Origin of the sequence: Bacillus sp. XF8 (assembly GCF_017498755.1) — a bacterium.
Taxonomy (GTDB): Bacteria; Bacillota; Bacilli; order Bacillales; family Bacillaceae_G; genus Bacillus_A; species Bacillus_A bingmayongensis.
In genome coordinates, this window is record NZ_JAGDQK010000039.1 from 46801 (window position 1) to 72934 (window position 26134).

Annotated in this window: 19 protein-coding genes and 7 pseudogenes; 18 read left to right on the forward strand and 8 right to left on the reverse strand. The window is 33.2% G+C overall.

Annotated features, from left to right (window positions below):
- Positions 1 to 697: 697 nt before the first annotated feature.
- From J4P91_RS22275 to J4P91_RS29055, 5 genes and pseudogenes are all read left to right on the forward strand, one after another.
- Positions 698 to 3226 (forward strand): ATP-dependent DNA helicase, encoded by a 2529-nt coding sequence (locus J4P91_RS22275; RefSeq protein WP_207995873.1) that lies wholly within the window; start codon positions 698 to 700, stop codon positions 3224 to 3226.
- A complete protein-coding gene (locus tag J4P91_RS22280) occupies positions 3204 to 3563 on the forward strand; it encodes a hypothetical protein (RefSeq protein WP_207995874.1) in 360 nt (119 codons plus the stop codon). The genes J4P91_RS22275 and J4P91_RS22280 overlap by 23 nt, the downstream gene beginning before the upstream one ends.
- Positions 3564 to 3618: 55 nt before the next feature.
- A pseudogene (locus J4P91_RS22285) lies at positions 3619 to 3949 on the forward strand (tyrosine-type recombinase/integrase); the annotation flags it as partial.
- 215 nt (positions 3950 to 4164) lie between these two features.
- Positions 4165 to 4761, forward strand: coding sequence for a hypothetical protein (locus J4P91_RS29050; RefSeq protein WP_243763965.1), 597 nt, complete (start codon positions 4165 to 4167; stop codon positions 4759 to 4761).
- A gap of 225 nt (positions 4762 to 4986) precedes the next feature.
- On the forward strand, positions 4987 to 5544 hold the full coding sequence (locus J4P91_RS29055) for a hypothetical protein (RefSeq protein WP_243763966.1): 558 nt from the start codon (positions 4987 to 4989) through the stop codon (positions 5542 to 5544).
- Positions 5545 to 5726: 182 nt separating this feature from the next.
- Here J4P91_RS29055 and J4P91_RS22295 read toward each other — a convergent pair whose 3' ends face one another.
- Positions 5727 to 6557, reverse strand: coding sequence for a hypothetical protein (locus J4P91_RS22295; RefSeq protein WP_207995875.1), 831 nt, complete (start codon positions 6555 to 6557; stop codon positions 5727 to 5729).
- A gap of 826 nt (positions 6558 to 7383) precedes the next feature.
- On the opposite strand from J4P91_RS22295, the pseudogene J4P91_RS22300 reads away from it, so the two are divergent.
- Positions 7384 to 7920: pseudogene (locus J4P91_RS22300) on the forward strand (IS6 family transposase); the annotation flags it as partial.
- Between the two features lie 230 nt (positions 7921 to 8150).
- On the opposite strand, the gene J4P91_RS22305 reads toward J4P91_RS22300, so the two are convergent.
- Together J4P91_RS22305 and J4P91_RS22310 are read right to left on the reverse strand one after the other, a co-directional pair.
- On the reverse strand, positions 8151 to 8696 hold the full coding sequence (locus J4P91_RS22305; RefSeq protein WP_207995876.1) for a histidine phosphatase family protein: 546 nt from the start codon (positions 8694 to 8696) through the stop codon (positions 8151 to 8153).
- 206 nt (positions 8697 to 8902) lie between these two features.
- Positions 8903 to 9370: a VOC family protein gene (locus J4P91_RS22310; RefSeq protein ID WP_017154350.1), complete on the reverse strand. Its 468-nt coding sequence runs from the start codon at positions 9368 to 9370 to the stop codon at positions 8903 to 8905.
- A gap of 215 nt (positions 9371 to 9585) precedes the next feature.
- On the opposite strand from J4P91_RS22310, the pseudogene J4P91_RS22315 reads away from it, so the two are divergent.
- Positions 9586 to 11022 (forward strand): annotated as a pseudogene (locus J4P91_RS22315) (IS4 family transposase).
- A gap of 544 nt (positions 11023 to 11566) precedes the next feature.
- The gene (locus tag J4P91_RS22320; protein ID WP_207995877.1) at positions 11567 to 12148 is read left to right on the forward strand and encodes a sugar O-acetyltransferase; all 582 of its coding nucleotides are present in this window, start codon (positions 11567 to 11569) and stop codon (positions 12146 to 12148) included.
- A 499-nt stretch (positions 12149 to 12647) separates the two neighbouring features.
- Here the strand turns inward: J4P91_RS22320 and J4P91_RS22325 are convergent, their stop codons facing one another.
- The gene (locus tag J4P91_RS22325) at positions 12648 to 13202 is read right to left on the reverse strand and encodes a helix-turn-helix domain-containing protein (RefSeq protein WP_207995878.1); all 555 of its coding nucleotides are present in this window, start codon (positions 13200 to 13202) and stop codon (positions 12648 to 12650) included.
- 184 nt (positions 13203 to 13386) lie between these two features.
- Here J4P91_RS22325 and J4P91_RS22330 point away from each other — a divergent pair, with 184 nt between their 5' ends.
- From J4P91_RS22330 to J4P91_RS22360, 7 genes and pseudogenes are all read left to right on the forward strand, one after another.
- Positions 13387 to 14745, forward strand: a complete 1359-nt coding sequence (locus tag J4P91_RS22330; RefSeq protein WP_207995879.1) for a D-serine ammonia-lyase — start codon at positions 13387 to 13389, stop codon at positions 14743 to 14745.
- 69 nt (positions 14746 to 14814) lie between these two features.
- Positions 14815 to 15318: a DUF3902 family protein gene (locus J4P91_RS22335; RefSeq protein ID WP_207995880.1), complete on the forward strand. Its 504-nt coding sequence runs from the start codon at positions 14815 to 14817 to the stop codon at positions 15316 to 15318.
- An 86-nt stretch (positions 15319 to 15404) separates the two neighbouring features.
- On the forward strand, positions 15405 to 15572 hold the full coding sequence (locus J4P91_RS22340; protein ID WP_207995881.1) for a helix-turn-helix transcriptional regulator: 168 nt from the start codon (positions 15405 to 15407) through the stop codon (positions 15570 to 15572).
- Positions 15573 to 15609: 37 nt separating this feature from the next.
- Positions 15610 to 15894 (forward strand): hypothetical protein, encoded by a 285-nt coding sequence (locus J4P91_RS22345; RefSeq protein ID WP_207995882.1) that lies wholly within the window; start codon positions 15610 to 15612, stop codon positions 15892 to 15894.
- Positions 15895 to 16124: 230 nt separating this feature from the next.
- Entirely contained in the window at positions 16125 to 16472 is a 348-nt protein-coding gene (locus tag J4P91_RS22350) for a short-chain dehydrogenase (protein WP_207995883.1), read from the forward strand.
- 361 nt (positions 16473 to 16833) lie between these two features.
- The gene (locus J4P91_RS22355; protein WP_207995884.1) at positions 16834 to 17298 is read left to right on the forward strand and encodes a DinB family protein; all 465 of its coding nucleotides are present in this window, start codon (positions 16834 to 16836) and stop codon (positions 17296 to 17298) included.
- A gap of 185 nt (positions 17299 to 17483) precedes the next feature.
- Positions 17484 to 17639: pseudogene (locus tag J4P91_RS22360) on the forward strand (IS6 family transposase); the annotation flags it as partial.
- Between the two features lie 75 nt (positions 17640 to 17714).
- On the opposite strand, the gene J4P91_RS22365 reads toward J4P91_RS22360, so the two are convergent.
- The 3 genes and pseudogenes from J4P91_RS22365 to J4P91_RS22375 all read right to left on the reverse strand — a co-directional run bounded on the left by J4P91_RS22365 (position 17715) and on the right by J4P91_RS22375 (position 21270).
- On the reverse strand, positions 17715 to 19034 hold the full coding sequence (locus J4P91_RS22365) for an aromatic amino acid transport family protein (protein WP_207995885.1): 1320 nt from the start codon (positions 19032 to 19034) through the stop codon (positions 17715 to 17717).
- Between the two features lie 295 nt (positions 19035 to 19329).
- Positions 19330 to 19527: pseudogene (locus tag J4P91_RS22370) on the reverse strand (L-serine ammonia-lyase, iron-sulfur-dependent, subunit alpha); the annotation flags it as partial.
- Between the two features lie 870 nt (positions 19528 to 20397).
- A complete protein-coding gene (locus J4P91_RS22375; protein ID WP_017154581.1) occupies positions 20398 to 21270 on the reverse strand; it encodes an aminoglycoside phosphotransferase family protein in 873 nt (290 codons plus the stop codon).
- 271 nt (positions 21271 to 21541) lie between these two features.
- On the opposite strand from J4P91_RS22375, the pseudogene J4P91_RS22380 reads away from it, so the two are divergent.
- The 3 genes and pseudogenes from J4P91_RS22380 (at position 21542) to J4P91_RS22390 (ending at position 25083) form a co-directional block, all read left to right on the forward strand.
- Positions 21542 to 22978: pseudogene (locus J4P91_RS22380) on the forward strand (IS4 family transposase).
- 412 nt (positions 22979 to 23390) lie between these two features.
- Positions 23391 to 24341: an ABC transporter ATP-binding protein gene (locus J4P91_RS22385; RefSeq protein ID WP_207995886.1), complete on the forward strand. Its 951-nt coding sequence runs from the start codon at positions 23391 to 23393 to the stop codon at positions 24339 to 24341.
- Between the two features lies 1 nt (position 24342).
- Complete coding sequence (locus J4P91_RS22390) at positions 24343 to 25083, forward strand: ABC transporter permease (RefSeq protein ID WP_033799484.1); 741 nt, start codon at positions 24343 to 24345, stop codon at positions 25081 to 25083.
- An 877-nt stretch (positions 25084 to 25960) separates the two neighbouring features.
- Here the strand turns inward: J4P91_RS22390 and J4P91_RS22395 are convergent.
- A pseudogene (locus tag J4P91_RS22395) lies at positions 25961 to 26134 on the reverse strand (IS4 family transposase); the annotation flags it as partial.

A 26134-nucleotide genomic window follows, 5' to 3' on the forward strand; every position in this document is an offset into this window, starting at 1 on the left:
TATTAATTTGATTTCTTAAATATTTTTTGTCTTTTAAAGATCATTTTTTCAATTATACTAGCTGGTGATAAAACATTTGTCCAAAGACAAAAAAGTTCGCTACTGGAGAGAAAAAAGCCCACTACCAGTTATTTAAAATGGTTTGAAAATGCCTAGTATTATTGATAGGTGTTAAAAGAAGAATAAAATGAATATGTAATGGCAATGTTCTTTGCAGTTATTTTGATAAAATATTGAGAGAAATAAAAAGGAGTGATAGTAACAAGTCGCTCTTTTTTATTTTATATGTATGTCTAAAGATACTTATTTGACGGAACTATTGAAATGTTTCTCGATTAGTAACTCTCTCGCTAAAAGTGCTGATGTTTCTAATGAGATTGCTTGCTCTGGTTTAAATCAATAAATAAGAATACCAATTAAACCTGTGGAAGAAAAAGCGTGATCTAATAAGAAATTATCTTATGATTGTTTCACAGTTGTATCCTTGAAATAAATTTGTATTTACATACCCACCTAGTTGTTTATCAAGACACATAAGTGGACATTTTTTAGTAGTTAATATGTACAAATCACTTGGTGAATCCTGATCTAAACTAAAATGATATCTATTATTTTCATATATATATTGTGAGAATATTTGTTCGTTGGTACAATTGTGTTAGAAAAAATTAACTATTTTTCCAACAGGGGGCATTGCATGAGATCTACAGCCGACGTAATCCTTAACATATTCGAGGAAAAGTTACCAGAAATATATAAGACAAATAAGGTCAGACAATCCCAAGTTCAAATGGCTTTAGATATAGCGGAATTTCTTAATACAAATAAGAAAATGATGATTATCCAAGCACCTGTAGGAACAGGAAAATCATTAGCAGCGTTAGTACCGGCCCTAGTAGATAGAAAATATAACCTGTTACATAGCAGGAATATAATGTACGTCACAGCTACCATTAATCTACAGGGGCAATTAGAAAACGAGGAAATCCCACTATTAAGAAAATTAGGGTTCACCCAAAAAACTATAACCGCAAAGGGAATGTCACACTATTATTGCCATAGTAGGGCTAAACAGATGAATAAAAACGGTATAGATACTGTTAAATCTCGCAAATTCAAGAACATTTTACAGCATTTTTTCAATGGTAGTAAAACCGGACAAAGAAGTGAGCTAGCTAGTAAATTTGACTTTGAAATTGATCATGATATATGGAAACAAATCAATATGGAGTCTAGTTCACTTTGTAGAAATTGCAAGTTTGCATATAACTGTTCAACAAGAAAGCATCGTAATAATTTTAAATCCTCGGATAACCAATTAGTAATAACTAATCATGGACAACTAATTCAATCCCTATTAAACGATTTAGACACTGATACAGCACATGAGTCAACATTGAAGACTGATATAGGAGTTATCATCATTGATGAGGCCCATGAATTTCAAGAAGCATTTATGAAAATAATCGAAAAAAGGATTAACATTCCTCAATTAAAATCAATAACTAATACGATTAAACGAAAAAATGAAAAATGGAAAAGCTCAGTACAAAAGCTATTAAATTGGATACATAAAGTAAAAAAAGAACATCCAGAAATTGATAACGGAAATTTTAAACTTGATCCTAGCGTTATAGAAATATTTAATAATCTAAAAGATATACTTCATGCAAATCTACTTGTGTATAAAGATAATAGAGGACAAGAGCTGGAGGACCTATTACGCATTATAGATTTGTTTGTAAAAGAAAAAAAATATACAACGTGGTTTAATTTAGAAGATGATGGGTTTTATGCCATAACAAATCATTTTAAAAAAGAGTTTAGACAACTTTTAAAGTACATGCAATCCAAGAATAAAATTATATTCATGTCCGGAACGTTAACCGTAGATTCAGATTTCTCATTTATAGAACATAAATGGGGAATCAAACCAAATGAAGCTATTACTAAAAGCTTCAAAAGCCCCTTTGATTATACAAATCAAGCCATAATATATATTCCAAAGGGTTTAGATCACCCAGTATCAAAAACATTCACTCAAACGGCATCTAAGCCTATTAAAGATCTACTTAATTTAACTGGTGGCCGAACACTTCTCTTAAATACCTCAAATAAGCAAAAAAATGAGTTTTATAGAGAGATACGTAATGAACTACAGGGGAAAGAAATTCCTGTATATAATCAAGGTGAGAATAGTACTGAAGTCTTAACACAGCTTTTTAAAGAGAATGAAACCAGCGTTTTAGTTGGCACCGGTAGTTATTTTTCAGGATTTTCAGTATCTGGTACGGCATTGACCTCAGTTATCCTTAATAAATTACCGTTTACATCCAAAGATGATCCTATAATAGATTTAATGAGCCAGGGGCTGTCTTACGAGGATAAAAATAATTTAGTTATAAACCCTATGATGGCAAACAAGTTAAATCAAGCAGTAGGTAGATTAATTAGAAGTATTAATGATTATGGAATTATTACTATACTAGACTGTAGAATATTTCGATCACGATACTATGATAAATATGGTCGATACGTTCAGAATTTGTTACGTAATCAAGGATATAGATTGACTAGCGAGTGGGAAGATGTCCGATCCTTTTATACCACAAAGTTATTAAATGGGGCTGCTGCAGATTATATAGATTATGACAGAAGTTTATTAAGCATCGGACCAATGATAAAACGGAGCAGTAATAGAATAATAAAGGCTCATAAAAAAGCAATTAATCGTTCCAACACCAAAAAGAAAGCACGAATCTCCCAGAATATAAATATTAATACTCCAAAAAGAACAACAAATAAGAAAAAGGCATCAAGATTAAAGGAACCTAATAATATCAAAAATAATATAAAGAGTACCTCTACAACTACAATTGAACGAATAACTCTAAAACCTATGATTAAATCAACTGATAGGATGGAACAAGAACAAAAATTATACCTAAAATTTATATGTGCAAACTACAATATGACCATAAACAATAACGATTCTGTAGAAGACGTATTTTCCAGATTGTGTCACGATCTACTTGTAATGAATCAATCACCGGAAAAATTGTTGGACAAATTTCCATATAGGGATAGTAAAGAGAAAAGCACATTTAAGCAATACCTATCAATTAAAACAAGTACTAATTCTAACAAAGAAGATAAAATAATAATTAAACAACAAAGGGCATTTTTGAGAAAAATAGCGGCAAGTGAAGAGGTCCCTTATATATAAATCGGATGTCACAGAATCGTATAAGAAACTTTATCGCGAGTTAGTTCAACGATGGAAAGATACCAACAACTTAAAAAATCATTTTCCTTATAAAGATGAAGCACAACATAACGAATTATACAGTTTTCATGAAGGGACAAAAAAAATAGAACTGCCTCTATGTACAGATTGGGGCTGCAGTGGTAAATGTAGTACAGAAGAACACAAGCGAATAGAAACGTATTTTATTAATAAATACGGTGCAACAACAGTCGTGTTCACAGATTCAAAGCGTATTAATATTACACCATCAAATATTCTAGAAAAAGAAGACTTTCGTCCAAAGAGCTTTCAATAAATAGTATTAAATAACTCTCCCAATTACAGATTGGGGGAGTAAACTATAGTGACACGAACAAAAATTCAAGATTACATCTATTTTTGAGGAAGTATTTCCATACGCTGAAACTCTAAAAAGTACCTGGTTATTTCCTTCTCAAAGATAAACCCATTAGTAAAATGTAAGCCTATCGACAGTTACAAAAAGCCGGGGATTTTGCCGGTGTAGAATCTTTAGGCACTCATACAATGCGTAAAACGTTTGGGTATTGGTTTTACAAGCAGACAAAGGATATTGCTATGCTACAAGAAATATTGAATCATAATACACCACAAATTACACTAAGATACATCGGTATTAATAAAGAAGAAAAAGATAATATACTTGATACATTTCGCATCTAATTTAACATGGTAAAATAATATTCGGATGAGAATCCAATACATATTATTATAATTAAAGTGGTGCAAGTCGGAAGAAGGCACCTTAGGGTGCTTTTTTCATTTCTTCTCGACAAAATAGTTGTGACTGAATTTGTTCCTAATGGAAGCTAACAATGGAGGGCTACTGGTAATTATATAGTATGATAGAAATATACAATTATAGAGGGGGAAACAAATTGACAAATGAAGTTGAATATCCACTAGCAGAACCGGACATAGCAGAAGAGATAGAAGTAGTTAATTCAGATGCCGATACAATTCAAGTACTAGCAAATAAGATCCATCATCAAAAAACCAAAGAATACTTTGAAGAGGTACTAAATACATTCGAAAATGGTAATTATAGATCTTCCGTTGTGATGCTATGCACAGTAGTAATTTGTGATTTAGTTTTTAAATTAAAAGATTTAGAGGAAATTCATGGAGATGCTAAGGCAGAAAAAATATTAAAGGATCTGCATGTTGAAAAAGAAGCCAATCCTGTTTCACCCGATTGGGAAAATCAATTAATTGAAAAATCTTTTATAGAAGCAAAATTGTTAGAAAATGATGTTTATACTCATATTAAAACGTTAAAAACATACCGGAATTTATGTGCTCATCCTGTATTAAATTCAATGGATATTTTGTACAGACCAAATAAAGAACAAGCAGAATCATTAATAAAAAATATGCTAGAAGGGTTATTAACTAAACACCCTCTATTCACAAAAAATGTATTCGTTCCATTTATGGTCGAGATAGAAAGAATACAACACGATTTATCAAATTAGGAGCGCTTAGAAACCTATATAGAATCTAAATTTTTTGTTCACTTTAATAAAGAACTAACTGAATATATCTTTAAGAATCTTTGGAAAATTGTTTTTAAAAATGATGGGAAACGAGAAAATGATAATCGAAACATTAACTACAAGGTATTGCTAATTATATATAAAAAGTACAATGAAATTTTATTTAACTATATAAAAAAGAACCCAGATTATTTCAGTGACTTTTTGGATAAGGAAACTATCCTATCCAAGTTGTTTGATTTCCTATCACGATATCCTGAAATTTATTCTTTATTCAGAAATCACACACAAGAAATATTAAATAAGCGTGCGACTAAAAAAAACAGCTGGTTTATTAGAAGTGTTTTTGTTTCCGAATCTTTAAAGGATCACTTTAACGCAATTGAATCTAAAATTCATGGTCATGGTAGTTATTATAACCAACCTTATATTCATCGTTATTACCTAAGAAGTGAAGATGTAGAAATTCTAAACGAATTAGCGAAAAAAGAAGACGTATTAAGTGAGTTTTATGATTTTATGATTAGTCATTATTATCATAGTGGGTCATTTAATAATGCAGATCATACTTTTGAAATCTGTATAAAACCTTTCTACGAAGAATTTAATAAAGAACAATTCGAAACTTTATTACAAGAAGCAAACAGTAATCCACAATGCTATGAAGGGATGTTTGGAAATAGAAATAAAATCTTGCTTCCAACCGCTAAGAAAGTAATGTCTAACACAAATATAGAAGAGATTTATAAAAACATATTCTAATTTCATTTTTTTATAGGAATTTCTTAAAATAAATGTAGCAGCGATTATGTTGCTACATTTAATTCAAACCAACAGTTGCGTTAGGACATAAGAATACCAATGAAAACAGTTGTTAATGCAACATAATTCATCAAAATTATTTAATTTTGAATACAACACAATTTAAAATGAATCAATAATCCTTAACGTGTTTTTTTCGTTTGGCTGGTGGTACGCTTTCTATAAGTTCTTCCAAAAGTCATTGTACATTTATAAATTAACCATTCATCAATTGTAGAAGTTAAAGCCGTTCTAATCTCTTCTCTTGTTGGAATTTTTGCTGGAGCAGGCTTTTTAGTTGCACCATGTCTGCACAAAATGCCAGATCCATCTCTAGAATTTATGTATTGAGTAAATTCATTTAATTCCTTTAAAGAATTAAATAAATCTTCTGGTAGTCCTTTTTTATTTGTATTAAGTTTACTTGTTCCTAAACCTAAATCTGAAAGGATATTTTCAAAAATCTTATATGTATTTATTAATAGGTAAATAATTTGTTCTTCAGCAAGTGTTAATAAGATTATAACTTCTCTTACAATTGGTTCATCAATAATTAATTGTAGATAATCTTTGTATCTATCTGGTTCCGAATTCTTGTCCCTTTTCTTTAACATGGAAAGTACACCTTCATCAAATGGATATGACAATTCTTCTAATATGATATCAAGGTCTTCTGAATAACTTTCACCTCTAATATTAAATCCGTTATCAAAGTAAAGTGTTGTTGCAGCTACAATCATATCGTTATCTAGTACCAACCGTAATCCATTGACCAACCGTAATAATGTTGTCCACCTAGCATATGCTCTTGTTGATTCATGCCGATTTAAAACATTAACATGTGGTGACTCAAATACAGGTATGTATGTAATACCATCAGGATCACCATTGATGAATTGAACATGGAAACCTAAATCCCAACCGATGATACCTGGATTTGTATGCAGATTTAATGACAATTCATTTTTACTCACTAATTGTATCCCCCTTAATAAACTACAACTTGCTTTGTTCATTATATCATCTAAAAATAAGTGCTTGATAGAACTAGTTCTATCAAGCGTTCTTTCAAATGTGTAATTTGTAAAAAAATATGCAATTTAAACTTTTCGTAAAATACATCATGGAAATATCTGTTATGCGGAAGTGCTTAAAAATTATAATTCTATATACATATGAATGTAGATTTATCTGTAAGAATGCTACATTCTTCTCTATTTACCTATACTTATATTTTAACTACTTAATTATGATGTAGATATTAATTTAAAGTTATTTATACGAAATAACTAAATGGATTTTTTAGGAAAAGAAAATGATAAACCATTCGGTTTTCTCAATTCACATAATTTTCAAAATTAAAATCTAAAGATGTTAATTTTTGTTATATAATGAAATCAAGCCATATGTAAGATGGTTTCCTCGTTACGAGTAATGAGATAGTTTGATTCACCTTTTATACATTATCTGAAAAAGAACTTGTAGTGATTTCTACAAGTTCTTTTTGTTTTTCAGTTTAAATAACCTACAATGAATTTTTAAAAGAAACTAAACATCTTAAACTTGACTTTAGAAAAAAGAAATAATTCCCTCTAAAATTGACTTTGCATAAACTTAGCTTGATAGCGATGTGACGTCATGCTTTACATAAATAATAAAATTATGATAGAGAATTATCTTTCAAAATGACAGCACTTTTTACATTGAAGGGTTCTGGTGCAAAAACTATAAGATTTATGTAACTAACCTCTGAAACTTGGACATACTGATACTAGTACTCTAAAAAAGCACGTGATTAGTATGGAAAAGCAAAACCTATTCAAGTGGAAACATTATCAGCCTGAACTGATCTTATTAATAGTAAGATGGTACCTGCGGTACAATTTGAGCTTTCGTAACTTGGTGGAAATGATGGAGGAAAGAGGATTATCCATTGCTCGCACCACCATTATGCGCTGGGTTCATCAATATGGACCTTAATTAAAAGAGAAAGTACGACATTACCTTACATCAACAAATGACTCGTGGAGAGTCGATGAAACTTATATTAACGTAAAAGGGCGATGGACGTATTTATATCGTGCCGTTGATTCAGAAGGGAATACCATTGATTTTTATCTAAATAAATCAAGAGATAAACAAGCAGCCAAGTACTTTTTCAAGAAAGCCTTGGCTTTTTCGTACGTTTCCAAACCTCGCGTGATAACAGTAGATAAGAACCCCGCTTATCTTGTAATAATTCGAGCGTTGAAAGAAGAAAAGTATATGCTGAAAAAAGGAAAACTTCACCAACAAGTGAAGTCTATCCAAGATGAAGTTGAATTTGTACATAATTTTTTTGGAATTGCATAATAATCTAGAATTGAATAGACTGTGTAGGTTCTATGTCTCTATCTAATGATTTTTGCACTAGAACCAAAAATTCGATTCAGGTTTTCATTCTAAATTTCAATAAACTTAAACCTCGAAAGGTATAAACAGATTAATTGTAGTTACTAAGGAAATAGCCGAATTAATCAAACCTCTCGTATTTCAAAAGTTTCAAAAAGGGCTAGATAATGAATAGTTTAAGAACAATTTTTATCATAATTATTCCATTCAATGAATTGTTGCAAAGTTATTAAACCTACAAAATCAAAACCATTCCCTTGACCTTTGGGTTGCAAAATAATGGTATCTAGATAACAGAGACAATGATCCTTATTATCTTGGCATTGCATGGATTCACTAAAACAATGATCATGACCAACAAATACAGTATTTAAAGTTTGGAAAGGTTTTTTTTCAAAAGAAGCAATTAAATCCTTCTTTATTGGATGCTCCTTATCTTTTTTGTATAAATAACGAATTAATTCTAAATTTTTATATACTTCTTGTTTGCCATCCCTAAAAGCTAGTTTCCCTGTTTCTACTGTACGACCAATAGGGCTTGTAAATACAGGATATTGAATAGGTATATGACGTTCCTTGAAAATATCTCCAAGTTTTTTAGCTTGTTTTTTTCCTTCATCACTTAAAGTATTATTAGATGGCTCAGCATGTCTTAAATAAAGAACATATCCACCTCTTTGAATTTTTTCAATCAATGAGAAATTTATTTTTGTATTAGACATTTCTTAATTTCCCCCTTCTTAATGGGGTAGCATCACATGCCCATCAACTTAAGAGATTAATTGTTCCCCTAAATGAAAAAAATGAACTGAATTTTCATGAACAACTATGAAGAGATACAATTTTCGTTTTTGGGATACTCTAAAATATTTGCCTGATAGTGATGTGTGGTGATCCCATTTAGTAAAATAAGCTTATCTCGCATCTCTCATTTAAATGTATTATTAACTAGTTTCTCCCAATCTACAAAGGACAACTTATCTGTAATATGTTTTAATTCATTAGGAACTTCAATATGACATATTAATTCTAAACTGTTACCATCTGGGTCTTTGAAGTATACTGAAGCATTACCTTGGTGTGGGCGGATAAATGGCTCAGTAGATTCTCTATTACCAAATGGGACAGCTTCAACTTGAATAAAATCTAGCCACTTTAAAGATTCTTTTAAATCTTCATATGAAACTCGAAAAGCAATATGTCGTAAAGAAGGGTGGTATCGAGTTTCATACTCATTTCCTTCCCATAATCCCAACCAACTCTTACCTTTTTCAATCCAAAAGAAAGCAGTGTCTTCATCACGCCAAGCAAGTTTCAATCCTAATTTTCGATAAAATTCAATTGAATTTTTTAAATTACTAACTGGTAAGTGTGCTTCATACAACCCTTTAATCATATGGTTTTCCCCCTTATTTTCTGTTCTTGAATATTAAATATATCAATGTAAAAACAATATTAAATCCACTAATAGTATTAAAATTCTATACATCTTTAGAGGTAATGTAATAGGGGGCACCATACATGCTTATCAGCTCAAAAATATTCACTACACCCAAGTATAAAAAAGCGTTATTCTTTCTAAAAAGCTAGGCAGAAAGGGTGACACTTTTTATGAATTTTTCGATTCAAGATGAATTACAACTATTTTCTGAAGAGCTGTATCGTCATTTAACCCCTTCTCTTTTGGAAGAACTCGCAAAAGAATTAGGTTTTGTAAAAAGAAAACGAAAGTTTTCAGGAAATGAATTAGCTACCATATGTATCTGGGTAAGTCAACGTACAGCGAGTGATTCTCTCGTTCGACTATGCAGTCAATTACACGCAGCCACAGGCACTCTTATGAGTCCAGAAGGACTCAATAAACGCTTTAATAAAAAAGCGGTTGAATTTTTGAAATATATTTTTTCTGCATTATGGAAAAGTAAACTTTATAAAACATCAGCCATTTCAAGTGCAGCACTCACGTATTTTTAACGAATTCGTATTTTAGATGCGACGATTTTTCAAGTACCGAAACATTTAGCTCATGTATATCCTGGATCAGGTGGTTGTGCACAAACAGCAGGTATCAAGATTCAATTAGAATATGACTTACACAGCGGACAGTTTTTAAACTTCCAGGTAGGGCCTGGAAAAAATAATGATAAAACATTTGGAACAGATTGCTTAGATACCTTACGCCCAGGAGATTTATGTATTCGCGATTTGGGTTATTTTTCATTGGAAGACTTAGATCAAATGGACCAACGTGGCGTGTACTATATATCAAGACTTAAATTAAACCATACTGTCTATACGAAAAATCCGTTTCCGGAATACTTTCGAAATGGGACAATCAAAAAACAGTCACAGTATATCCAAGTTGATTTAGAGAACATTATGCACACGTTAAAACCAGGACAAACGTATGAAATAAAAGAGGCGTATATTGGCAAGAACCAAAGATTATTTACAAGAGTAATTATCTACCGATTAACAGAGGAACAAATACTGGAACGTAGAAAAAAACAAAGCTATACCGAAAGTAAAAAGGGGATTACATTTTCAGAAAAGAGTAAACGATTAACGGGTATCAACATATATGTTACGAATACGCCTTGGGAGATGGTTCCGATGGAACAAATCCATGATTTTTACTCCCCCCGCTGGCAGATCGAAATCATATTTAAAACGTGGAAATCTCTATTTCAAATTCATCACTGGCAAACTATCAAACAAGAGCGATTAGAATGCCATGTGTATGGAAAACTCATTGCCATTTTTATCTGTTCTTCCACGATGTTTAAGATGCGCCAACTTCTGTTGCGAAAGCACAAAAGAGAACTAAGTGAATATAAAGCAATTGGGATGATTCAAGATCATCTATCCCTGTTATATCAAGCGATACAGAGAAACACCCATATAATAACAAAGGTTTTAATCTGCCTGTTTACCCTACTAAAGAAAAATGGCCGGAAATCTCATCGATATGAGAAGAAAACTATCTTTGATATTATGGGTGTTATCTATGAGTATAGTGGATATAGAAAACAAAAAAAAGTTGCATAAGTAAAAAAATGAAACCCGTTAGGGTTTATTTCGTATGCTCATTTTTAAGAGGATAATACTGTTTAAAAGTTTGTTCATTTCAATTAATGGAAAACCGTGGAGTTTCTATCCTTAAGTTGATGGGCATGTGACGGTACCCCTTACTGTAATCTTGACATTCCCTTATTACGAGTAGTAAACCTCGTATTAGAAACTTTTAAGATGTATGTTGTTTTATAAAAATAAGATGATTTATATTAATATTTAATTACAGGGATTATCAGTTATTCTTATCACTTTTACACGTAACTCAGAGGAAGATCACAATCCTTAGCGTAGGGAAACTAAAACTTCCCCAAAATGTATTGTCGTAGACCATATTTGGACAGTTTAGAATACCTATGGCTCTCATTATTTTAATGTAGGGAATATTAAGTGAAGTAGAAGTTAATATTAATCAATATTAGATTGTGTCTGCTGCCCCGAAAGCTCCTGATTTCTCTAATGGATTATTTGTATCAAAAATAATTATATTAGTAGCAAAGAAAGATAGGTGATTTTAAAAATGGACATGAAAGAGTTTATAGATTTTTGTAAGAAAGGCAATTCAATTTCAAGTGAGGATAAAGAATTACATAAGCTATTAACTCAATGTAGTTATGAAGCCCAAAAAATAACAATGACATTGAATACATCCTATCATTCAAGAGAAGAAATTGTGGAGATTTTTAGTGAACTAACAGGTAACAAAGTGGATGTATCTTTTATGTGCTTTCCGCCATTTTATACAGACTTTGGTAAAAATATCACGATTGGAAAAAACGTGTTTTTTAACACAGGCTGTTCATTCCAAGATAGAGGTGGAATTAGTATAGGAAACGGTTCAATGATTGGTATGAATGTTACGATTGCTACACTTAATCATGGGTTATCATTAGAAACAAGAAACATAACATACCCATCTCCAGTTAAACTTGGAGAAAATGTATGGATTGGTTCAAATTCAACAATACTACCTGGTGTTACGATTGGGGATAATTCTGTTGTTGCGGCAGGAGCTGTTGTTACTAAGGATGTACTAGAAAACACTGTTGTTGCAGGAGTGCCAGCAAAAGTTGTAAAAAAAATTAATAATAATTTAGAGTAGTTTAGATTGGATAAAAAATAAGCAATCATGGAGAGGACATTTTCCCACAAAATATGTTGGAGCCAATTTTTAAAGTTGTATCATTTGATTGTGAAAAAATGCACTTAATCTAACGAATCCTTTGGTGGAATAACCAACCTAAAAAAGTCGATTTCTAAAATATAGTAGAAATCGACTTTTTTAGGTTGAAATTTGCTTAGCGTACGAAATGCGCGTTTTGTTGGCGCTCCCCCAATTCAATTTCTTATGAAAATATAAATTTAAGGGATTGTATTCGGCAAGTTTACATTTCTTACGTACTTTAGAATAAAAAAAGCTGAATTTACTTAATGTGGGGTCGAAATATTGGCGGTACCCCTTGTCATAAGACTTGAAATAGGAATTGATTTTTTACAAACAGCGTAACTTTATTCTAAAGCCAAAGAAGAACACGATAATAACATATATAAAAATCATTAGATAATTCTTTTTTCTTCTTGAAACATATTAGTGCTAAAAATTAAAAAGATGGTGGAGTTACTCCAAATATAACGATGACCTTATTTAAAGAAGTATTTTCCCATTTATGTTTTGCATAAGGAGGAATTTTGACACTATCACCTGTATTGAGAAGTAAAACCTCGTCATTTAGATAAAGTTTTACATGACCTTCCATAATAAATGCTATTTCTTCACCCTTATGTGCCACAGGCTCTATAGATGAAGCGGTTTGGGGTAACAAATTCATTAATGCAAATTCCAGTGATCCATCTAAAGTGGGAGATAGCAATTCATATGAAACATTTCCGCTTTCAGGAAAGCTTATTTTTTTTCTTTGATTAGCTCTTACAACTAATTCTTCTGTATTCGTATCTTCTAAGAAAAAATTAAATAGCGGAATATTTAATGCTACAGAAATTAATTTTAAAGTTTGTAGTGATGGATTGGTGCTTCCTTTTTCGATCTGACTTAACATGGAAGGTGTTACATCAGCTAATTCTGCTAAACGTTTACTAGTTAATCCTGCGCCTTTTCTAAATGCCATAATTTTTTGACCAACATTAATATTGTTCATATACATAATCCCCTTTGGGTAAGTAAAATTTATTAAATATAAATTAATTAAGTTTACTTAAATTTAATTAAATGTTAATATATACTTAATTATAATAAATTATGATTAATTTTTAAATAAATATATCGTTGTAATACTATTAAAAATGCTGAAAAATAGTTATAGCAATTCAGGGGGTTTATAAATGAGCGAAATTTCATTACAAACAAAAGAGATTTTAAAGAAGAAGTATCCATTGATTCAAAAGCTGATTGAAACAGAGGAAGTTATTTGGCTTAATCCAAATAAGACGAATTTTGAATCTTTCATTCAAAATAGTACTTTAACTAAAGCGGATGTTATAGATGCAGAAGATCGATTAAAAAGATTTGCTCCATATATTGCAAAAGTTTTTCCTGAAACACAAGAGGCGAATGGTATTATTGAATCGCCACTAGTGAAAATTAATTCCATGAAACAATATCTGCAAGGAGAATATAAAGAGGAAATACCAGGACAATTATTACTAAAATGTGATAGTCATCTTCCCATTTCAGGATCTATTAAAGCAAGAGGAGGTGTATATGAGGTACTAAAACACGCCGAAGATTTAGCATTAAAAAATAACTTGTTAACTAAACAAGATGATTATTCCATATTAGATAGTGAAAAGTTTAGAACTTTCTTTTCAAATTATTCGATTGCAGTAGGTTCAACCGGAAATTTAGGGTTAAGCATTGGAATTATGAGTGCAAAGTTAGGATTCAATGTAACTGTCCATATGTCAGCTGATGCGAAAAAGTGGAAAAAAGATCTACTTAGAAGTAAAGGGGTTACTGTTGTTGAATATACAGCAGACTATAGTAAAGCGGTAGAAGAAGGAAGAATACAAGCTGATAAGAATCCAATGTGCTATTTTATTGATGATGAAAACTCAAAGCACTTATTTTTAGGTTATGCAGTAGCTGCTACGCGCCTACATAAACAACTAAAGGATATGCAAATAAAAGTAGATGAATCTCATCCTTTATTTGTATATCTGCCATGTGGAGTAGGAGGAGGACCAGGTGGTGTTTCGTTTGGTTTAAAATTATTGTATGGGGATCATGTACATGTATTTTTTGCAGAACCAACTCATTCTCCATGTATGTTATTAGGTATGATGACCGGATTACATGATGGGATTTCCGTACAAGATTTTGGGATTGATAATAAAACGGATGCCGATGGACTTGCTGTGGGTAGAGCGTCTGGATTTGTAGGTAAAACTATTGAACCATTTTTAAGCGGTGCATATACAATTAGTGATAATCATTTATATAAGTTATTAAAAGAATTAGTAGATAAAGAGGATATCAAGTTAGAACCATCAGCATTAGCAGGGATGATTGGGCCAATTAAATTGCATAAAGAGGGTAAAGGCTATATACAAAATAATGATTTAAAACATAAATTGAATCAAGGTACACATATTGTATGGGGAACGGGAGGGAGTATGGTTCCAAAAGAAGTAATGGAAGAATACTATCAAACAGGTTCTCTGTTAATTAAAAGGAAATTTTGATAAGTAGAGGCCAAGTTAAGAGTAAAAACGAATGCTTTATTATAAAATTTTTAAGGATGTAAAACTATCATGAAACCGATGTTAAAAAACATAATTATTTCGTTAATTTTCGCAGTACTAGGGATGATTGGGCTTGTATTTAATTTAAAGGGAAATGAGGACTGGATCTTATATTGGGGAGATGTATTAATGGCATATATATCTTTATTCTTTTTAATACATTTATATTGTAAAAATGCATATGATAGCACATTTTCTAAAGTGCTCACAAAAATCACAGTTATTTCCTTTAATGTTGCAGTATTAGGAATTCTAATCGGAATAATATACGAGCTGTTAGGAAAATGGGAGTTTAAAACTATGATGTTGTATTGGTTACTAATACTATTTTTATTTTTAACGACCATTATATCATTAGTCATTTTAGTATTTGTAAATCGTCATGATTTAAATTATACCCGGTTATATAGAACCATTATACTTTTAAACATATTTCTTACCTTAGGACCTGTATTATTGCCAGTATTTCTTACTATTCTCGGAAATGGTATGAATGCTAGTGCAGGATGGTAGCAGCATTATAAAGAGAGAAAATGAGATAGATTCAATTTAATACTTTAATATAAAAATTAATTGAGGTACACATATTGTATATATAATTGTTAAACAATCGTATAGTTGTATATAGAGCTGAAAAAGGGTGGACTCAACAGGAGTTGGCGGATCGAGTTCAGATTAGCCGTCAAACCATCTTTAACATTGAAAAAAACAAGTATACACCTTCTGTTGTTTTAGCCTACAAAATTGCTTATGCGTTCAATGTATAAATAACAGATGTCTTTATTTATAAGGAGGATGAATGATATGACTGACTTATTAATTACCATAGCTGCTATAATAATAGTCCTTTCTAACTTTTATATATTTAAATTTCAAAGAAGTATAGAAGGAAATGATGAACGAGGGAAAATAGTTCAATTACAAATGACAAAAGTAATGTATAGCATACTTTTCCTAGGCACGGTTATTATATTGACATTCAATGCAATACATATAATTTCAAGTCAGTTAGCAATTAATATTATTTTGGGTCTATTACTTCTGAATTGTGTTTCAGGATCTCTCTATCTATATGTCAAGGAAGGCTAAAAAATAACTTAGTTTACTGATATTTCGACCTCAATCTATTGAGTGATAATAAAGTTGTTTAATTTACAATAAAGTCGATTAAAAACAAATAATGTTGTTTAAAAAAATGGAATAAAAATCAGAACCCACTCCATCTTTTAATGATTCTCGGTATAATGAAAATAAGGATATTTCAATATTCGGTTAGTTAAGAAAAGGATAGGAAAATTATCAAAAGGGGAGTTAAACTTATGGCTTTAAATCACGAATTTGGCGTAATTAATGACATCAATAGTCAAAAAACTTACGAGAGTTACACTCCAGATGTACATAACTGTATTTCTGTAGATGATGATATTATCGAAAATTTGCTTAAATCCTTATCGACAATGAAGACGTATTTTCATTCGTTAAAACGTCCCGAATACGGTTTAGCGTATTCGGGTATTACGATTATTCCACCTGAATCATTATCTCAATTTTTAGATGTGGTTATATCTTACAAAGATATGAAGCAATCTGTTGATCTTAACGAATTAGCTAAAAAAATTATTCAAGCAAAAGAAGAGAATAAATATATGATTCACTTTGGAATTTAAAAAAGGGGCTATTATTGATGATTCACTTTCTGAAATTAAACAACTGTGGCTTTAAAACAAAGTTTGATAATTTATAAAAAAGTCTGATCGTTTATAATAAAGTTTGATAATTTGTAAAAAAGTTTGATCAAAAATCCTGTGTTGATGTGCAGGATTTTTTCTTGTTCCGCAATTGGGCCAGATTGTTGAATATTTGTTATAATAAAGGGGAGTACAGAAAATTCTAACTTTTATGTTTCGCCGCCTGGCAAAAGTACAAAAAAGCACAAAAGGGATGAGAAACAGTGGGAAGGTCGAAAGAATTGGTCATTTTGTTGAGTGAAAAAAGTTTGTTCAATTTTGTAAAAGTGAGGGAATGCTTATGTCATCTTATTTCTTTGAAAAAGGGTTACATGGGGAAAATGCTCATGTTGACCCCTTGGAGGTGTTTGAGGGTTTACGGTGGGAGATGGCTGGGGAAAAACCTGCAAACTGTCCATATTCAGTGTGGCAGATTCTAAACCATATGATTTTTTGGCAAGATTTCTATCTTGCCTACCTTAAAGGTAGGGTGCCCAATCATCCAGAACATGACGAAGACTCATGGCCCGATGAAATAGCTCCGTCATATAAAACCGAGTGGAGTGACACTCTTTTTCTATTCAGTAAGGGGCTAAAGGAAGCTGAAAACGAAGCAAAAAAAGATTTAAAGGAACTGAAAGACGCGGGATTGAAAAGGACTCGTGGTAACCTTTTAGCCACTCTTATGGCACACAACAGTTATCATACCGGACAGGTAGCACTGATTCGGCAATTAATTGGAGAATGGCCTCCACCTTCTTGGTGATACTTGGTAGCTAACCGGAGCTTGATAGCGATGGGGTAGCACCACATGCCCGTCAAGTTAAGAAATTGACTGTTCCCAAAACAAAACTTTTGTCTCCCTACAGTTAAATATAGGAATTAAACTCATTTTTTTCGTTTTGGGGGCGTTATAAAATTCTTAAGTTGATGGATATGGGGCGGCACCCCAATATGCTTGGATTAAAATCATTGCAAACAGCTAAAAAAGTGATTGCTGGAATAGAAGTTATGCATATGATCAAAAAAGGACAAACTCTCCAAGGTGAGAAGTCTGTCCAAAAACAGATATATCTTATCCATGATCTCTTTGGTTTAACAACATAAAATTCAATTCCGCTAGGAATCTTTCGTTCTTTTTTCATATCCCACTATTTTTGCACCAGAACCAACAATAGTGAATTAGAATAATGACTTAATACTTGCTAGGACAGTAAGTACACCTATAACAATGACAAATACATTGCTCATTTTCCCTCTGTATTTAGCTAGTACTGGTACTTTACGGATCGCATACATTGGTAATAGACATAAGATAGCAGCAACTAACGGACCGCTAAGGGCATCAATGAGTCCAAGAATACTTGGATTTGCATAAGCAACATACCAGCATGTTAATACGACAAAAGTAAGGATCATTGTCTTAACTGTTTTTTCTTCTATATCTTTTCCGCGTGTTTTACTGAACTTGACAATCATGTCACGCATTACCTCATATGCTCCTATATAATGGCCAAGGAAGGACTTTGTTATGGCCGTAAAAGCAATGATAGGAGCTGCAATAGTGATTAGAGGCGAATTAAGCTCATTAGCAAGATATGATAGAATTGACAAGTTCTGTTCTTTTGCCATTTTAAGATCATTTGGAGTCAAACTCAATGCACTACTCCAAACAAAGAACATAACAACAGCGAATGTCATGATATAACAAACTTTTTGTATTTGAGCACATTTGGCATCAGTAGCTTCTATTCCATAGGTAGCTCTCTGTTTCATAACAAATGACGAAATAAGAGGAGAATGATTAAACGAGAATACTATGATTGGTAGTATCATCCATATCGTTCCAAAATATCCTGTTCCTGTCGAAGCAGTAGAAACACTTGAAAAACTAAGCATTGACGTATTCCACTGTGGAATCAAAGATATTGCGATAAAAAGTAGAGACGCTATGAAAGGATATACTAGCATGCTCATTATCTTTACAGTGATATCTTGACCAAAATTTAGTATAGCTATAAGACCGAGTACTAATACAAGCGATAAAATGGCCCTTGGAGGCTCCTTCATGTGCAATTGATTCACGATAAAACTACTTGCAGTATTTGTAAGTGCAACTGAATACATCAGCACGATCGTATAAATTGAGCCGAAATATACTATGTTAAAAATGATACTTGCCTTATTTCCGAAATACTCTCTTATTGTACCTGTAATCCCCTCATCAGCAGAATTGGAAGCGTATATCATTTTAGCAAGCGCCCTATGTGAGTAATACATAACAGGATATGCAAGTATGGTAATTAACAGTAATGATAATAAACCACCTGAACCTGCATTAATAGGTAAAAAGAGTACTCCTGCTCCAATTGCTGTTCCAAAAAGGCTCAATGCCCAGGTAGTATCCTGTTTATGCCACTTTTTAGGATCTGGATATTTCTCATTTTTTACTGCAGTATTTTCAGCTTGAAATTCTATTTTTTTTGCAGTATTCCCATTCATATAATAATTCCTCCTTGTATCCTATTCTTACGTCTTTTTTTAAGGCTTAGGAATATAGACCATTCTTGAAAAATGAATTGCTTACAAGGTGCGCCACATCGTGTGTCCTTCTTCTAAGTTAATCAAAATCGAAAAATTCGCGAGTCATCAACCTGATGGATTTGTTAGCGTTCACAAAACATTTTAATTGTATAGTAGTATACTTTAGTGATACTGGCTCTCAATATAAAGACACTCTTAAGAGAACAATAGAGAATAGAATTACTAACTACTTCACAATATTTCTAATAACTGTTTATTGCTTTAATTGTTTCTCTCTTTTTTTACTTTTAATGGTAATACCTGTATGTGTGTCCGCAATTCCGCCTAAACCTGCCTCTCTTAATTTGCGAGGCATTTGTCTTCCAACTCTATACATCGCTTCAATAACTTCGTCAGCATTGATTATATTGTTTACGCCAGTTAATGCGATGTCCGCTGCTACTAAAGCATTTTGAATACATTTCCCTTCTGATCACACACCTTTCTTAAAGTAATCGTATCAGTTTGATATTTGCTTCGGAGATAATAGATTATCTCTCGACGTCCTCATTATAACGTGTATATTTATAAAATTAATATTTTTTTATTTTTAGAAAGATTGAATAAATAGAATTTTGAATAGATAATAAATTACAGTTGGCATGTAACAATTGTGTCCATTGTTTGAAGCTGTATTAGTTAGTAGAAAAGCAAAAATAACACAGAGTTACTTTGATTAACACATTGATTATATTGGGAACTCATTATAAAGATACTTATATTTTCCTTTGTTGAAACATCTTATTTTAGACGTGAAAGCTGTTGTAATAAAGGATTAATGTAGATGGAAAGGAATAAATTAAGGAAATATAAAATCATTTTTTTGGATATTTATTATTAATATTTAATTTATATGCATTTTTCAGAAAAAATGAACTTCTTTTTAGGGTGCCGCCACATCGCTATCAAGCTAACAAAACTAAATTTCCTTAAAATGAAAAAATACGCTATTCTTTCTGTAGAATCATAGGAAAGGATGGCGTTTTTGTATGTCTATTTCTGTAATAGAGACATTAAGTTACTCATTAAAAAGTCGATTCCTTAACGTACAGGAAATCGACTTTTTCTTTGTGGAATTTTGCTTAGCGTACGAAATTCGCGTTTTGTTGGTGCTACCCCATGCCCATCAAGTTAAGGAGACGAATTTCCCCAAAAATGAAAAAAACGTTATTCTTTCAGTAAAATACTTGAAAAGATAACGTTTTTTATGGTTCTCTCGCTTTCTGAATAAGCCCGTTGAATATGAATAACTGAGATATGTTTCACTCTTAAAATCACTGAATTACTTTTGAACTAGCACTAGATCTAGCCAGGATTTCGCCTCATTGTACAAAATTGGATTGTTTTGCGGCGTGTAGTAGGTAAGGATTGCAACCGCCTGTGATACGACCCATCCGCGGGCCCTTGCCAATGTAGCATCGTCCGTACGGATAGCATCAAGGAACACATCGCGCGCCTCTGGCGAGTGCAACTTCCACGCGACCATTACATCACACGCAGGGTCACCTATGCCCATTGTCTCCCAATCAATCACACCGCTGATACGCTTATCACGCACGAGCCAGTTACGTACATCTAGATCGCCGTGATGCCAAACAGGAGGACCGTTCCATGTAGGCGCGGAAAGAGCCGACTCCCATACAGCAGACACTGCGGGATCGCCATTAAATCGTGCTAGCCAATATCGGAAGTCCTTGTCCCGTTGGGCCAAAGGAATGCCGCGTCCTAACGGCCCTCCCGTTGGATCGACTTGTTGCAGTGCTAGGACAAACCCTGCGAGATCGCGTGCTGCCTGAATCTCGTCAATCGCCTCTATCGGCACCGTTTCACCCCTCAGCCACGAATGTATCTCCCAAAACCATGGGTATTCGTTATTGGGGCGCCCTTGAGCGATAGGTACAGGGATTTCAAGCGGAACTAATGGCGCGAGTTTTGGTAGCCATAAGAACTCGCGTCCTCCTGGTGTCGTCGGTCCTTCCCTTCTCGCTAGCCGAATGGAATATTCGTCGCCAAGTCGGAAAACGGTATTTACCGTTCCAACTGGCTCTACCTTACGAAGGGGCAACTCTGCCCAGCGGGGGAACTGATCGACAAGCAAACGACGCACAAGTCGTTCTTCAATTTCCAATTCGTCAGCATGCATCTTCTCGGACATCGTATGATCTCTCCTTGGTAGCTCTGACATAAACTTTTATTGGTGGAAAATTATAATAATGCTCCGTACACCAAAAGTCAAAAAGCCACACTTTTTCATTATAAAATGCAGTCACACCTGAATAAATTGATTTTTCTTAATTTATTCAATTGTAACATAACTCCTATAGGGGTCAACATACATTCCCCTTAACTTAAGAGATTTTAATACCCTTAAATACAAAAAAACGTTATTCTTTTTGTAGAAATATACAGAAAGGATGGCGTTTTTTATGAATCTTTCGATTCAGAGTGAACTACAATTATTTGCTGAAGAATTATATGAACATCTTACTCCTTCATTTTTGGAAAATCTCGCTAGAGAACTAAGTTTTGTACAACGGAAACGTAAATTTTCAGGGCATGATTTAGCTACTATATGTGTTTGGATTAGTCAACGAGTAGCGAGTGATTCTTTAGTGAGACTGTGTAGTCAACTTCATGCTGTTACAGGAACACTCATGAGTCCAGAAGGACTCAATAAGCGTTTCAATAAAAAAGCTGTTTGCTTTTTAAAACACATTTTCTCTACATTGCTAAAAAGTAAAATTTGTGAAACATCAGTGATTCCAAGCTCTTCAATCGCTTATTTTCAACGAATTCGTATTTTAGATGCAACGATTTTCCAAGTGCCAAAACATTTAGCTAGTGTGTAACCTGGGTCAGGTGGTTGTGCACAAACAGCGGGTATAAACATTCAATTAGAATATGATTTACATAGTGGTCAGTTTTTAAATGTTCAAATTGAACCAGGGAAAAATAATGATAAAACCTTTGGAACAGAGTGTTTATCGACATTACGCCCTGGTGATCTATGTATTCGGGATTTAGGCTATTATTCACTGGATGATTTAGATCAAATGGACCAACGTGGTGTGTATTATATATCGCGGCTCAAATTAAACAATATGGTGTATATCAAAAATGAATTTCCTGAATACTTTCGAAATGGGACAATAAAAAAACAGTCTCAGTACATCAAAGTTGATTTAGAACACATTATGGATACCTTAAAATCAGGGCAGGTCTATGAAATAAAAGAAGCTTATATTGGAAAGGATAAAAAACTATTCACTCGGGTGATTATGTATCGATTAACAGAAAAACAACTTCATGAGCGTATGAAAAAACAAATGTATACGGAAAGTAAAAAGGGCATTACATATTCGGAAAAGAGCAAACGATTAACTGGCATGAACCTATATGTTACCAATACCCCCTGGGAGATTGTTCCGATGGAACAAATCCATGATTTTTACTCTCTCCGCTGGCAAATTGAAATCATCTTTAAAACTTGGAAATCCCTATTTCAAATTCATCATTGGCAAAATATTAAACAAGAGCGATTAGAATGCCATGTTTATGGAAAACTTATTGCCATTTTTTTATGTTCTTCTATTATGTTTAAGATGCGACAATTAATTTTACAAAAGAAGAAACAGGAATTAAGTGAATATAAAGCAATTGGAATGATTCAAGATCATTTACACATTTTATATCAAAACATGCAGCAAAACACCCAAGAAATAGCAAAGGTTCTTATCCGTCTGTTCCACCTTCTACAGAAGAATGGACGGAAATCTCACAGATATGAGAAAAAAACTGTCTTTGATATTTTGGGTGTTGTCTATGAGTATAATGGATTAAAAAAACAAAAGAAAGCTGCATAATTTAAAAAAAGATACTTATCTAGGTTTATTTGATATGCTCATTTTTAAAGATAAAAAGTACTCTAGGAGTTTTTTAGTGTATTTGAACGAAAGCTCATTTTGTTTCTGTTCTTAAGTTGATGGGCATGGGGTCACCATATCATTTCGGGAAAATTGTACGTTTAGACACATTTTCGACAAAACTATCTATTTTTTCTCTTTAAGAAATAGATAGTTTTTTTATTTCTATACATCAGTTGGATAGTGTTTGTTGCCTAGACTTTGATTGAAAACATAATACTCATTACACCTTACAACATTGTAAGGCAAATGTAAGAATAATACATGTCTTCTTTAAAACATAATAGCTAAACTAACAATATATGGATCAACTTGAGATTACATTTGGGACTAATTGTAAGGAGTGGGACAATTGAAAACGGTATTATCGGTGCAACACCTAACGAAAGAAATCAAGGGCAAGTTGATTGTGCAAGACATATCGTTCGATGTGGTAGAGGGAGAGATTATTGGACTACTTGGTGCGAACGGAGCGGGCAAGACAACCACGATGAAGATGATAGTTGGTCTAAGCACAATAAGTGCCGGGGACGTGCATATTGCAGGTTACAGTATTAAGAGTCAGTTTTCTAAAGCACTCTTCAATGTAGGGGCAGTGATTGAAGCGCCTGCTTTCTATCCTTATTTGAGTGGGTACGAAAATTTACGTCAATATCAGCGTTTGCACAAAAATGCGAGCAAGGATTGGTTGCTGGAGGTAGCCAGTCTGACCGGGATAGAACATGCGCTTAAGCAGCGAGTAGGCACGTACTCCATGGGAATGAAACAACGCTTGGGAATTGCACAAGCACTACTGCGAAAGCCAAAGTTGCTTGTGTTAGATGAGCCGATGAATGCACTTGATCCTGCTGGTGTCCGTGAAACCCGGAACTATTTAAATAGAATTGCAGCAGATTTGGGCGTAGCAATTGTGATCTCCAGTCATCAACTGTCTGAGATTGAGCAGATGGCACGCCGAGTGGTTATTATGCAAAATGGCTGCTTAGTGACAGAGCAGCGGATTGATGATGGGTTAAATGATGGAGAATTCTGTATTACTCTTCACATTGATAATATTGAGCTTACAAGCGAAGTTTTGATTAACTTGTTTGGGGATGATCATCATGCGTTGGGTTATATGCAGACAGAGAAATTATCTAACGGTTTGCATACTATGACAGTAGCTATTGATGAAGGTCAAGTTCCAAAGCTGATTCGATCATTGTGTGATGCCGGGGTGGAAGTTCATCGGGTGTTGTCGGCACATACGAGTTTAGAGGATAAGTTTTTAAAATGGACAACTGCGCGCGGTGAGGTGAGTTAAGTTGTTATGGAATGAATGTTTGAAGATAGTGAATAAAAGAATCTTTATTCTTTCACACATTGGTTTTATTGTGATGACGGTACTGTTCTCTTGGGCATACACCAGTAATCTCAAGGCTGATGATACGGTGGCTCAAATGGTAAATGCTTTGCTTGGCCTATCGGGAATGCTTGTTATTCTACCTTGGGCGATTGTTTTGTCACCTCTTATTTGGACGGATGAGTATCAATATGGTACTCTGAAACAACTGTTTCTGCATACGTCCTCGCGCTCAAGGTTGTATGTTGCAAAAATTGCTGCGATGATTTTGCTCATCATTACGGGTGTTGTTAATATATTCATTGTTTCTTTGTTAGTGAATCTTCTGATGGCTCCAAAAAACATACAATGGGGCGACATGACGGATGTTATATACTCTATCGGAGCAATCGTATTGCAATGTTGCCTATATGCAAGTCTAGCATCCTTGATTGGCGTGTGGACGAGATCAGCTGCTATCGCAGTAGGCAGTAGCTTAGTGCTATACTTTTTACAAATGATATTTGGAGGTAGTCTCTTATCTACATCATGGACACACATTCTATTCATTCATCATGATGATTTAAGTGTTTATTGGAGCACGTCACAATATAAATCGGAATTAGTTGGCTTACCTATGTCGTTAGCGATAGATATCGCCTATATTTTGTTTTTCTTTGCAATTGGATTATGGTTGTTCGTCAAAGAGAGAGGAGCAGACTAAACATAACACCGAGCTAAGAATGAGCAAATTAGGATACAGTTATGTCGCTTATGCCGATACTCGGGATAACGGTATGGAAGACAAAATAATGAATGTGAAACTGAAAGTAGCCAATAATGATAAGTGACAATTGATTACGCTAGTCCAATAAACCAGCAGCAGTCTAGGACTTTATTTTTTATGTCAAAGACTACCGCTGGTTTTACATTAAAGTCAGTCTAACATTTTATATTTTTCGGAAAGAAACAATAAAATCAGCATCTGCCTTCCGTGCCTACATGCTCGTAAACTAGAATTTGAAGCTTACTTTAAACATAGACGACGTATGTGCCATCGCCACAGGGTGCCGTTCGTTTTGAGGCAGATCCAGGCAAGCAGACTCATGTGCATCAACTGTAAAAGAAGATGATTTGTGTATTCGAGATTTGGGCTATTTGGAGTCACACGACTGAAAAAAGAAAATTATACGTTAAGGAATTTTCTTACATTTTCAATTAATAGATGAACCAAGCCCTTGTGTAGCAATAGAACAGGATAACGCAACAAGCATTAGCGGACATTAGAAATGATAAAAATGTACTTTTTATTTGAAAATGGCTTAATTTTAGATACATTTTCATTCTTATGAAGCAAAAAAATAGAATTTCTGTACAAAACATAAAATTATGTCTAAAAGTACAGAGAATTAGTTAAAATCTGTCCAAATTGTGTCTAAACGTACAATTTTCCCGAAATGATATGGTGACCCCATGCCCATCAACTTAAGAACGGAAACAAAATGAACTTTCGTTCAAATAAACTAAAAAACCCTTAAAACACTTTTTATCCTTAAAAATGAGCATGCCAAATAAACCTAGGTAGGTATTATTTTTAAAGGTTATGCAACTTTCTTTTGTTTTCTAAGTCCACTATACTCATAGATAACACCCATAATATCAAAGACTGTTTTCTTCTCATATCGATGAGATTTTCGCCCGTTTTTCTGTAGTAGGTGGAATAGGCGGATTAGAATCTTTGTTATTTCTTGGGTGTTTTTCTGTATAGCTTGATA